Origin of the sequence: Achromobacter sp. NPDC008082, from assembly GCF_042957345.1 — a bacterium.
Lineage (GTDB): Bacteria > Pseudomonadota > Gammaproteobacteria > Burkholderiales > Burkholderiaceae_B > Achromobacter > Achromobacter kerstersii_A.
This window is the reverse complement of the sequence record NZ_JBIBIB010000006.1, coordinates 445478-458278: the sequence shown is the minus strand read 5'-3', so window position 1 is coordinate 458278 and position 12801 is coordinate 445478. Positions and strand designations below refer to the sequence as shown.

Here is a 12801-nt window from a genome sequence, read left to right as displayed (position 1 = left end):
AATGGGCAGCAAGCGAAACACGGGCAATGCGGCGGGGCGGGTGCGCCCGAACTGGCGTCCGACGCCGCTATCCCAGGCTATGACGGCGCTGCTGATTGCGGGCAGCGCCAGCGGGGCCGCGCAGGCCCAGCAGCGCGCCTTCAGCCCGGGCTGGTTCTCTGACAAGAATGCGGTGCAATCCACCGCGCAGCGCACGGGCCGCATGCCTGATGGCAGCCTGGCCGGCATTGGCAACAGCGCGCGCCAGCAGGCGCAGTCGCGTCAACAATTGCAGCGTTCGCTGGATAACCTGAACCGCACGGCGGCGGCCGTCGCGGCGCAGCAGGCCGCGCAGGCGGCGGCGCGTGCAGCCGCCGCCAATAATGGCGGCGACGCGCCGGACGGTCTGGTCGAAGGCGGCTTGTCGGTGGCCAAGGGCGAGCTGGCCAAATGGGAAGGCGCGAAGGCCGCGGCCTCCAGCGTAGAGAACGGACGCCAGGTCGTCACCATCGAACAGACGCAGTCGCGCGCGATTCTGAACTGGGACACCTTCAACGTCGGCCGCAATACGACGCTGCAATTCAAGCAGGGCACGGACGATGCGGTGCTGAACCGGGTGGTGGGCGCAGCGGCCAAACCGAGCCAGATTCAGGGCGCGATCAAGGCCGATGGCACCGTGATGGTGGTGAACCAGAACGGCGTGATCTTCACCGGCACCAGCCAGGTGAACGCGCGCAACCTGGTGGCCGCCGCCGCCACGATCACCGACGCGCAGTTCCGCGACAAGGGCCTGTATGCCGACAACGGCACGCAGCCGACCTTCCTGGACGCGCGCGGCAACATCGACGTGCAAGCGGGCGCGTTGATCCAGACGGCGGCCCCGGCCTCGTCGACCGCGGGCGGCGGCTATGTGCTGCTGCTGGGCAAGGAAGCCGTCAACGCGGGCGCCATCAACACGCCGTCCGGCCAGGCGCTGATGGCCGCGGGCGATAGCTTTGTGATCAAGCGTGGCCAAGGCACATCGGGCAATCTCGTTTCCACCACCAAGGGCAACGAAGTCACCCCGGGCGGCGCGCCGGGCCGCGTGGTGAACACGGGCCTGATGCAGGCCGCGATGGGCGACGTGACGCTGACAGGCGGCGACGTTGTGCAAGGTGGCGTGGTGCTGTCCAGCACGTCGGTCGATACGCGCGGCACGGTGCACCTGAACGCCTTGGGCGACGGCGGCAAGATCAGCTTGGCCGAGGGCAGCACAACGGCCATTCTGTTGGACCGCAGCGGCGCGCTGGCGTTGGACAGCCAGCGCGACGGCTTGCGTGCGCCCACGACCGCCAACGCCGCCAACACCCCGATCGTGGCGGCGGGCGCCGACCGCCGCGAACTGTCGCGCGTGGAAATCTCAAGCGCTGGCACGGTGGATTTCGCATCCGGTTCCATCACCTTGGCCACGGGCGGCCAGATCGCCGTGCAGGCCGCCAAGCGCAGTCTGCTGCGTGAAGGCGCGATTCTGGACGTGGCGGGCGCCGTGGGCGTGCCGGTGGCGATGGAGAACAACAGCGTCAAGATCAACGTGCAGGGCAATGAGCAGCGCGATGCGCCGATCAACCGCGACAGCGGCAAGCTCAATAGCAATGACGTCTGGGTCGATGCGCGCGACCTGGTCCTGGTGCCGGCCGGCACCAACGGCTACGCCACCGACCGCTGGTACACGGCCGGCGGCTTGCTGGAAGTGAGCGGGTATCTGGGCACGCAGGGCCATGCCGTCAACGAATGGATGGCGCAGGGCGGCAACGTTGAATTCACGGGCGGCGACGTCGTCACGCGTGCGGGGTCGCAGATCAACATGTCGGGCGGCACGCTGGATGTGCAGGACGGCAAGATCCGGCAGACGTGGTTGCGGGGTGTGGATGGCCGGCTGTACGAAGTGTCGAGCGCGCCGGGCGATCTGGCGTACACAGGCTTGTACAAGGGCTACGAGGCGACGCACGAACGCTGGGGCCAGACGCATTATTTCTACAACCCGCTGATTGCGCCGAAGGAACGATTCGAGGCCGGCTACACCGTGGGGCGCGATGCGGGCCGGCTGGTGATCGGCACCCAGAGCGCCGTGCTGGAAGGCGAGCTGGTGGGCGAGACCTATCAGGGTGAACGCCAGACCGCCGCCGCGCAGGCCGGGCTGGACGGCTATCAGCAATCGCAGCGGGCGGCGGCGCGCGGTGCGCAACTGATTGCCGGCACGTACACGCCGTACTACATCAAGAGCACGGGGGCGTTGCAATACGCGTTGGGCATGTCGGATGCGACGATCCAGCATGTTCAGCTGTCTGATCAGGTGGTCGCCATTGCGGCCGGGCTGGACCTGGATACGGCGTTGCCCGAGGACCGCACGGGCATTCTGCACCTGGACACGGCGCAGCTGAACCGCGCGAAGCTGGGCGCCATCAAGATTGCGGCTCAGGACATTACGGTGAAGTCGGACCTGACGGTGGGGCCGGCGGGTGACATCACCTTGTTCGCGAACCAGGTGACGGTGGACGCCACGCTGACCGCGCGCGCCGGCAGCATCCGCTTAGGAAACGTGCTGAACCAGATCTCGCCGTCGGGCGCGGTGGATGCCGCGGCCGGTGCAGCGGAGCACCCGAACGTGACGCTGAGCGGCCGCAGCCGGCTGGACACCCGTGGCATGTGGACGAACCTGGCGATGTCGCCTGAGCAGACCGCCGGCATGCCGTACCTGAACGGCGGCTCGGTGTCGGTGCGCAGCAGCGGCGATATCCAGCTGGAGGCCGGTAGCGTGATTGACGTCAGCTCGGGCGCGGTGCTGGGCAAGAAGAACAAGGTGACGGGCGGCAAGGGCGGCAACACCACGATTGATGCGGTGGCCGGAAACGACGGCTCGGGTGGCATGGTGAACCTGGGCGCGGAACTGCGCGGCTACGGGGTGGACGGCGGCGGCACGCTGACGGTGGTGGCGGGCAAGGTGGCCGTGGTCGGTAATACCGGCAGCAATGCCGTTGTCAGCCCCGGCGCCGAAGCCGCCGTGGCGGACAAGGAATTGCTGACGCTTGCCGCGCCGTTCTTCCAGCAAGGCTATGCGCGCTACGAGGTGACCGGGCGCAAGGGCTTAAGCGTGGCCGAGGATGCGCGCATCGACGTGCTGATGCCGGTCTCGCGCCTGGTGTCGGGCGCGGCGGGCTTGCCCACCGGCGCCGACCCATCGGCGGTGATGGACACCTGGTTGCCGCCGCTGTATCAGCACGACGCCGTGGCGGGCACGGCCACGCGGCGGCGCGGCGCCAGCCTGCTGCTGCAAAGCGGCCGCACGCTGGCGGCGGCGGGCGCTGACACCGATGCCGAGTTGAACATCGGCCGGGGCGCGCAGGTGAACGTGGACCCGGGCCAGACCATTCAATTGCTGGGCGCGGGGCAAATCACCGTGTCGGGCGCGCTGACGGCGGCAGGCGGCAAGATTGATATCCGCCAACTGCGCACCGGCAGCCTGGATGTGGCCGAGTCGTTCGACACGGCCGCCGGCGACGTGCACAACCGGTCAATCTGGATCGGCGAAGCCGCCGTGCTGGATGTGGCGGGCCGCGCGGAGACGGGCGTCGACTCGCAAGGCCGACGCTATGGCGTGGCGGATGCGGGCGGCGTCATCGTGATCGGCGGCGAGATCAATCACGACCGCGCCACGGCAACGTCGGCCGATGCGTATGTGATTGTCCGGCCGGGCGCGGTGCTGGATGCGTCGGGCGCCAGCGCGGTCGTGGATGTGAATGGCGTGGGGCCGGTGCAATTGAACCGCGATGGCGGCCGCATTTCGCTGAGCTCGTACAACGGCCTGCATCTGGACGGCACGTTCATTGCGCGGGCGGGCGGCGCGAACGCGTCTGGCGGCACCTTGGATGTTGCGCTGGAAACGCCGCTCTACCGCATCGCGGGCGATGGCGTCGCAAGCGTGGATGTGCAGGTGCCGCGCGAACTGGTGCTGGCGGGCGGCGGCAGCAAGGATCTGAACGCGGGCCTGAACGCCGACTTGAAACCGGGCGAGGCGGACGATGGCCTGCGCTACGGCCAAACCCGGTTGGACACGGCGCGCCTGCTGGCCGGCGGCGGCTTTGATCACCTGGGGCTGCTGTCCAACGGACTGATGTCTTTCGATGGCGACGTCCGTGTCGCAACGCCGCAAAGCCTGCGCCTGTATGCGGGCGCATTCTCGCTGGCGCCCGAGGCCGATGCGCAAACTCGCGTCGAACTCGCCTCGTCGTATGTGAGCTTGTCCGGCTTGGGCAAGTACGCGGCGACCACGGGCCTGCTGCGCCCGCGCGTGCTGTTCGCCGACGCGCCCGACGTGGGCGAGGGCGCGTTCACCGTGCGCGCGGGCCGCCTGCTGGATGTGGGCAACAGCTTGTCATTCGGCACGCAGGGCGCAATCAACCGCGGTGTGGGCGGCCCGTTGGCGATTGCGCGCAGCGGCTTTGACCGGGTGACGCTGGACAGCGCGGGTGACCTGCGCTTTCTGGCCAATAACGACAACGAGCCGCGCTCGCGTCTGTGGACCCGCGGCGATCTGGAGCTGATCGCCGCGCAGATCTATCCGGCGACGGGGGCGGAAGCCGAAGTGCTGGCGGGCTACACGCGTAAACCGAACGGCACGCAGGGCTTTGACCCGGACCGCAGTTTGCGGATCGCCCGCCACGCAGGCACGACGGACGCCTTGCCCGCCACGCCCTATTCGGCCTTTGGCGCCATGCGTCTGGCGGCGGCCACGGTGGAGCAGGGCGGCGTGTTGCGCGCCCCGTTGGGCGCGATCACGCTGGGCGACCTGGGCGAACTGATGGGCACGCAGCGCCTGGCCTTGTTGCCCGGCAGCGTCACGTCCGTCAGCGGCGCGGGCCTGCTCATGCCTTACGGCGGCACGACCGATGGCGTGTCGTACAAGTTCAAGGGCGCGGACGTGTCCTTGGTGGGCGTGGGCGGCGCAACCGGCGTGGATGGGCAAGCAAGCCTGCGCACCGGTATCACGTTGGGGTTCCGCGACGTGGACGCGATGCCGGGCTCGGTGATCGACCTGTCAGGCGGCGGTGAACTCACCGGCGCGGGCTTTGTGTCGGGCCGTGGCGGCTCGACCGACGCGCGCTATTCACCGCTTGTCCGCATGAATCCCAATGGCGGATTCACCTTGCCGGGGCTGGCCAGCAACCCGGTCTACGCGATTGTGCCGGGCGCGCAAGCCGCGGTGGCGCCGTCGGGCGGCGAGGCCGGTGCATCCACACCGGGCGTGGGCCAGCAGATCACGCTGGGCGCAGGCGTGCCCGGTTTGCCGGCGGGCACCTACACGCTGATGCCGTCCACCTATGCCTTGCTGCCCGGCGCGTTCCGCGTCGAAATCAATAGCGGCGCGTCGGCGGGCGCGGCGGTGGCGCCGATGCAGATGCGCAATCAGTCGTGGGCGGCCAGCGGCACTTTGTCGACGGCCGGCACGAACGTGGCGAACCCTCTGGCCAGCGCGGTCATCCTGACCCCGGCGAACGTGTTGCGCACGCTGTCGCAATACAACGAGATGAGCTATGCCAGCTTTGTGGCGGCAGACGCCGTGACGCGTGGCGTGCCGCGCGCCATGCTGCCGGCCGATGCACGCACCTTGCGGCTGGCGATACACACCGGGTCCGCCGACGGGCAGTCGCTCAGCTTCGAAGGCCTGGCGAACTTCAAGGCGGCGCAGGGGGGCTTTGGCGGCGCGGTGGCGCTGAACGGCGGAAGCTCGACGGTAGAAATCCTGGCGGCGGGGCAGTCGCCCACGGCGGGGTTTGAGGGCACGTCGGTGCAAGCCGATGCGTTGACCGCGCTGGGCGCGAGCCGGCTGATCATCGGCGCGTTGCCGATGGTGCAGTACGGGCAGGGCGGGCGTTTCTACACCTTCCAGGCATCCGCCAACAACGTCGTGCTGCGGGCCGGTGCGCAACTGACGGGGCCGGAAGTGCTGATCTCGTCGCGCACGATCGAGCTTGAGGCGGGCGCAGGCATTTCGACGCTGGGCCGCGGCGCGCCGTCGGTGGATTCGTCCAGCGGCTACGCCTTCCAGCCCGGCAAAGCCAGTTTGCTGGCGGTATCGAATGGCCGTCTGGACGTGCTGGCGCCCGACGCGCTGGCCACGGGCGCCATTCGCATCGGCACCTGCGCGGCGCAAGCCTGCGACGGCGCGACGCGTCTGTATTCCGAAGGCACGATTGCCGCCGCCACCAACGGCACGTTTGATCTGGGCGACCAGGTGCGCTACGGCACCCGCAACCTGGCGCTGGCCGTGGGCGCGGTGAACGCCGGTACGGCCGACGCGCTGGCCGACGCGGCCGCGCGCGGCATCTTGCCCAGCGGGCTGACGCTGAACCAGGACATCCTGGGCCGTCTGCTGCGCGGCGACACCAGCACGGGCGCACCCGCGCTGGAAGTGCTGACGCTGACCGCGCGCGAAGCCATGAACTTCTACGGCACCGTGGCGCTGGACACGCGCGACCCGGTCACCGGCAAATACAGCCTGGCCACGCTGGCGCTAGGCACGCCGGCCATCTATGGCTATGGCGATGCGGGCGACGAAGCCAGCATCCGCACGCAGAATCTGATCTGGAACGGCGCCACGCAAGCGCCCGGCGCGGTGGTGGCGGGTGGCGCCGGCACGGGTAAAGGCACGCTGCGCCTTGAGGCTGAGCGCATCGAGTTCGGCTACGCACAGGGCGCGCAGCCGGACGGCCAGGATGACAACGCGCGCCTGGCGCTGGGCTTTGCCAACGTCAACGTGAACGCCAGCGACCGCATCACGGCCAACCATCGCGGCAGCCTGTCGGTCTACGCATCGCAAGGCGCATTCGATAGCGCAACGGGGCGCTACGCCTACAGCGGCGGCAACCTGAATCTGAATACGCCGCTGCTGACCGGCGGGGCGAACTCTGTCAACCGGCTCACGGCAGGTGGCGACTTGCATCTGGCCGCCATGGCGGGCGGGCAAGCGGCGGCGCTGCAGGACTTGGGGGGCGAGGTCAGCCTGTCGGGCGCGAATGTGCAGATCGACGGCCGCATTGTGCTGCCCAGCGGCAAGCTCACGGTGCAAGGGCGCGATGGCGTCTTGCTGACAGGCGCATCGCACATTGACCTGTCCGGACGCGCCATCGCATTCAACGATGTGATGCGCTACAGCTGGGGCGGTGACGTCATTCTGGAAAGCAGCCAGGGCAGCATCCGGCAGGCAGGCGGCGCGTTGATTGATGTGTCGGCGCAGCAGAACAACGCGGGCAGCCTGCGGGCCGACGCGGTGGCGGCGTCAGCCGGTGTCGTGGACCTGCAAGGCCGCATCCTGGGCGCAAGCTCGGGCTACTACGATGCGGGCGGCACCGCCGTGCCGTACCGCGCGGGCAGCATCGATATCCGCGCCCAGCATCTGGGCGCAGCGGGTTCGCTCAGCGCGGATTTCGATGCCTTGAACCAGCGCTTGAATGACGGCGCCGTCACCGGCGCGCGCAGCTTCCAGTTCAAGCAAGGCAGCCTGACGGTGGGCAACACGCTGCGCGCCAGCGACATCAACCTGTCCATCGATAGCGGCAGCCTGACGGTGGCCGGCCTGGTGGACGCCAGCGGAGAACGCGTGGGCCGCATCCGCATGGCGGCGCGCGATGGCCTGACGCTGGCGTCGAACGCGGTGCTGGACGCGCACAGCACCGTGCTGCGCGTAGACAGCTACGGCAAGATCATCGACGCGCCCAACCGGGCGGTGGTCGAGCTGAATTCCGGGCGCGGCGTGCTGACCTTGGCCAGCGGGGCGCGCATCGATTTGCGCCACGGCACGTCGGCCACACCCGGTGCCGGCGCGGGCCAGCACGACGGCGCATCGCGCGGCACGCTGGACTTGCTGGCGCCGCGTATCGATGCGGCCGGCAACGCGGGGGTCAACGGCGGCGGCGCCGCGACCTATGGCGATATCGCCATCGAGGCGCGCGGCCCCGTCACCATCGACGGCGCCAAATCCATTTCCGTGGTCGCCACGCAGCGCTATGACGACGCGCGCCCGGGCGACGCGGCGGATCGGGAAAACGGACGCAGCTACCAGATCATTGATCAGGCGTACCTGAACACGTTGCATGGCGACAGCGCAACGTTCATCGCCAACGCGCTGGCCAACGGCAACCTGCTCAATGGCAAGCTCGCTGGTCTGAACAACGCCACCTACCGCGACGCGTTCCATCTGCGCCCGGGCGTGGAAATCGTCAGCAACACGCCCGACGGCGATCTGGTCGTGCAAGGCGACCTGGACTTGTCGGGCTATCGCTATGCCAGCTTGAACCCGCGCTCGGCCATGACGTCCGCCTATGGCTCGGGCGAAGCGGGCGCGCTGACATTGCGCGCCAAGGGCAATCTGGATGTGTACGGCAGCATCAACGACGGCTTTGCGCCGCCGTCCGCCACGCCCGATGACGAGCATGGCTGGATTCTGACGCCGGGCGCGCAAGCCTTTGGCGGCGACGTGGTGTTGCCGCGCGGGGGCGTCGTGCTGGCGGACGGCACGGAATTTCCGGGCGGCACAACGCTGAACTACGCGCTGCCGTTGCAGGCGACGACGCTGGCCGCCGGCACGCGCCTGCCGGTCGAAGCCGCGCTGAATCAAGCGCTGTCGATCGCGGCGGGCACCGTATTGTCGGGCGAGGTGCGCGACGCTTCGGGCCAGTTGCTGTACGCCGCGGGCAGCATTCTCAAGCAGGCGGTGGATTTGCCCGCGGGTACGCGCCTGGGCGCGGGCACCTTGCTGACGGCAGGCACCGCCATGCAGGCCTTCACGTGGCCGGCCAATGTGGCCTTGCCGAATCTGCACACCACGCAGGGTTATGAGCCGAATGTGTTGTTGATGGCCGGCACCATCACGCTCAAGCAGGGCGCCTTTATTCCGTCGCAAACCAAGCTGGTGTTTCCGGAAGGCGTCGACTATGTCGAGCTGCGCCCCGGCACGGCGGCGGATCAGCGGCGCAACTGGGCGGTGGCGCAGATGCTGCCGGCGGGCAGCCAGTCTTGGTCAGTGCAATTGGTGGCGGGCGCGGACCTGGACGCGGCCGATCCGCTGCGCGTGTTGCCCGGGCCGAACGCCGGCAAGCTCACGCTGGCCGACACCCACTACAACGCCAGCCTGGTACAGGGCGCGCGTCTAGTCTGGGGGCCGGAAGCGGGGCCGTCCGGGTTTGATCCGTACTCGCCCGTGCCGGAAGATCTGCTGTGGCTGTGTGACGCTATCGAAGGCTTGTGCGTGCCGCCGCCCCCGATCGCGTGGGGGCCGAATAACTGGTTCGGGTATCCCGCGGGCTCGCCCGTCGCTGACGAGGACCTGGGAAAGTGCGAGCTATCCGCCGATCAGTGCTACGAGAACAAATCGTCGACGACGGTAACCATGCACACGCAGAACTTCAGCGTGTTGCGTACCGGCACGGGCGATCTCAACCTGGCGGCGGGCGGCGATATCAGCCTGATGTCGGCCTATGGCGTTTACACGGCCGGCACGCAATCCGCCAACGTGGCGTCCGCCTACCAGTTGCCGCGCGGCCGCTATGAATCCACCGTGCTGGGCGACGATCATTCGACCACCTACGAACCCTTTGTGACGGCGGGCGCTGGCTATCAGGCGTGGTACCCGGAAGCGGGCGGCAACCTTAGCCTGTACACGGGCGGCGCGTTGCGCGGCGACGTCTGGGGCAAGACCACGGGCGGTCCCTTTGACGCCCGCGTGCTGGAACCCAGCGTCGGCATTGGCAACTGGCTGTGGCGCCAAGGCACGGGCAGCGCCAATGGCGGCGACACGCCGACCGCATGGTGGATCAACTTCGGCAGCTATACCCGCGCATCCTCGACTTTCAAGGACAACACGCCGCTGCTGGTGGGCTTCACGGGCTTTGGCGCGCTGGGCGGCGGCAACGTCAGCGTGCGCGTGGAGGGCGATGCGGGCAACCTCGAATCGCGCGGCTCCGTCAGCAACCCGCGCAGCCAGGGCCTGATCGTGGCCGTGGGCAGCACGGGCCGCGTGGCGGCCGACGGCGGCATGACGCTGACGGGCGGCGGCGATATCGACATCCGCGTAGGCGGTGGCCTGAACACCACGCCGAGCGCGCGCGGCAGGGTGTCGTCCACGTCGGGTCCCACTCCGTATTACGGCGAACCCGCGCTGGACCTGCAAGGCGCGCTGATCAACCTGCGCGGCCATGCGCAGTTGTCCGGCGGCGCGGTGGGTGGGCTGGACCTGCGGTACGGCAACCAGGCCAACCAGCAAGACGCCAAAGACAGCCGCGGCTACGATCCCTACGTGTCCACGCTTGCCAGCGCCACGGGCGGGCTGGTGCTGATCCCGGGTGATTCGGTCATGCGTCTGGATACCCGCGGCGATCTCGTCGTGGGCGGCGCCAGCGACCCCGGCCGTGTCGCGCTGCCGAACAGCACGCCGTACCGCATGACGGACGGCACGCTGCGCAATGGCGGCGGCTACAGCTGGTTCTCGATGTGGACCGAGAACACGGCCATCGAACTGTCCAGCGCGGGGGGCAACCTGACGCCCAGCCGGCAGACGTCGAACAACGCGCAAGGCCTGACGGTGCGCACCGGGCGCAACACGTCGCCGTCCGACGGGCGCTATCTGTACCCGTCCATCCTGCGCGCTACCGCCTTTGACGGCAGCATCTATGCGGGGCTGTCGGCGGCCTATTTGAATAACGAGGAAACGGGCCTGCCGTACTCGCTGACCTTGGCGCCCGGCGCGCGCGGCCAGCTGGAAATGCTGGCGGGCAATTCGATCTACGCGGGCGGCTACGCCATCAACCGCTCGGGCGCCGATCCGGCCAGCGTGGCGAGCGTGCTGACGCCCGCCTTCGCAGGCTATGCGTCCGAGGCCAACACGAACGTCGTCTTGGGCAACAAGGGCGCTGACGGTATCGCTGGCGACCGCTACACCCATTTCCCCCTGTTCTATTTCAATGCAATGACGGCCAGCGCGGCAGGCTCCAATGCCGTCACGCGCTTTTATGCCCGCGATGGCGACATCGTGGGGCTGCGCACGGGCGAAGCGCTGGCGATTGTGCAGGGGCCGAATCTGGGGCAGACGTGGTACGAAGCGTCGGGGCCGGTGTGGATGATGGCGGGGCGCGACATCGTGGCCTCTGGCACCAACACCGGCGCTTCAACCGATGTGCCCAACACCAATGGCCTGAACTTTGGGCCAAGCGGCGCGTCGGCGACGTCCACCGGCAACCTGTTCCTGCACCGCGACGCCTTGGATGTGTCGCGCGTGTCGGCGGGCCGCGACATTCTGTACAGCTCGTTCCAGGTGGCGGGGCCGGGCGTGCTGGAAGTGTCTGCCGGCCGCCATGTGCTGATGGCGGACCGCGCGTCCATCACCAGCCTGGGCGCGGTATTGCCGGGCGATCGCAGCCCGGGCGCGTCCATCGCCGTGCAGGCGGGGGTGGGCGCCAAGGGGCCGGACTACGCGGGCTTCATCGCGCGTTATCTGGACCCGGCCATGGCGGCGGACCCCAGCCGCCCGCTGGTGGACCAGGGCCTGGCCTTCAAGACCTACGAAGCGGAATTGCTGCTGTGGCTGACGCAACGCTACGGCTTTGCCGGCAACACGGACGACGCGCGCGCCTATTTCGCGGCGCTGCCCGCCGAGCAGCAACGCATCTTCGCGCGGCAGGTTTACTTTGCCGAGCTGCGGGCCGGTGGCCGTGAATACAACGACAAGACCAATCCGCGCAACGGCAGCTATCTGCGCGGCCGCCAAGCCATTGCCGCGCTATTCCCGGAAACCGCGCCGGGCGCCTATCAAGGCGACCTGACGCTGTATGGCGCGGCCGGCATCCGAAGCACATTTGGTGGCGACATCCAGTTGATGACGCCGGGCGGGCAGCAGGTGTTTGGCGTGGAAGGCGTGGCGCCGCCCGCAACCGCCGGCATCATCACGCAAGGCGAGGGCAACATCCAGCTGTATGCGCAAGGCAGCATCCTGCTGGGCCAAAGCCGGGTCATGACGACCTTTGGCGGCGGCATCACCGCGTGGTCGGCCCAAGGCGATATCAACGCGGGCCGGGGCTCGAAGACGACCGTGTTGTACACGCCGCCCAAGCGCGTCTACGACGACGTCGGCAACGTGACGCTGTCGCCCTACGCGCCCAGCACTGGCGCGGGCATCGCCACGCTGGCGCCGCTGCCGGAAGTGCCGGCGGGCGACGTGGACCTGTACGCCCCGCTGGGCACAATCGACGCGGGCGAAGCCGGCATCCGCGTGTCGGGCAACGTAAACATCGCGGCCTTGCAAGTGGTGAACGCCGCCAACATCCAGGCGCAAGGCGACAGCGTGGGCGTGCCGGTGACGGCGTCCGTCAACACCGGCGCGTTGTCCTCCGCCAGCGCCGCCGCCACGTCCGCCGTGAACGCCGCGCAGGATTCCGCACAGCGTGCGCAGAACGAAGCGCGCCAGAACCAGCCGTCGGTAATCAATGTGCAGATCCTGGGGTATGGCGACGAGCCGGTGGCGGGGGCGAGCACCCCCGCGCCGTCTGGCGGTTCGGCATCCGCCGCGCCGAAGTATGACGCGGCCAGCGCCGTGCAGGTGCTGGGCGCGGGGGCGTTGGACGCCAGTGAAACGGGCGCCTTGAGCGCGGACGAGCGGCGCAAGCTGACGATGTGACGAAACGCGTGACGGCCGGCGCGTTGCCGGCCGTCATCCGAATGTCATGAGGCGGCCAGCGTTCACTGGCCGCTTTTTTTCATGAAGTTTTTCTTACAACGCGTGGTCTTGGGCGTCTC

Annotated in this window: 1 protein-coding gene; it reads left to right on the top strand. The window is 68.7% G+C overall.

All coding sequences use genetic code 11. The features are described from left to right. The first annotated feature begins 1 nt into the window (after position 1). Positions 2 to 12682: a filamentous haemagglutinin family protein gene (locus ACFZAI_RS25650; RefSeq protein ID WP_391569573.1), complete on the top strand. Its 12681-nt coding sequence runs from the start codon at positions 2 to 4 to the stop codon at positions 12680 to 12682. Positions 12683 to 12801 lie beyond the last annotated feature (119 nt).

Bases quoted from the DNA above. Each gene is read 5' to 3' on its own strand.
- ACFZAI_RS25650 (WP_391569573.1), top strand. From the start codon at position 2: ATGGGCAGCAAGCGAAACACGGGCAATGCGGCGGGGCGGGTGCGCCCG.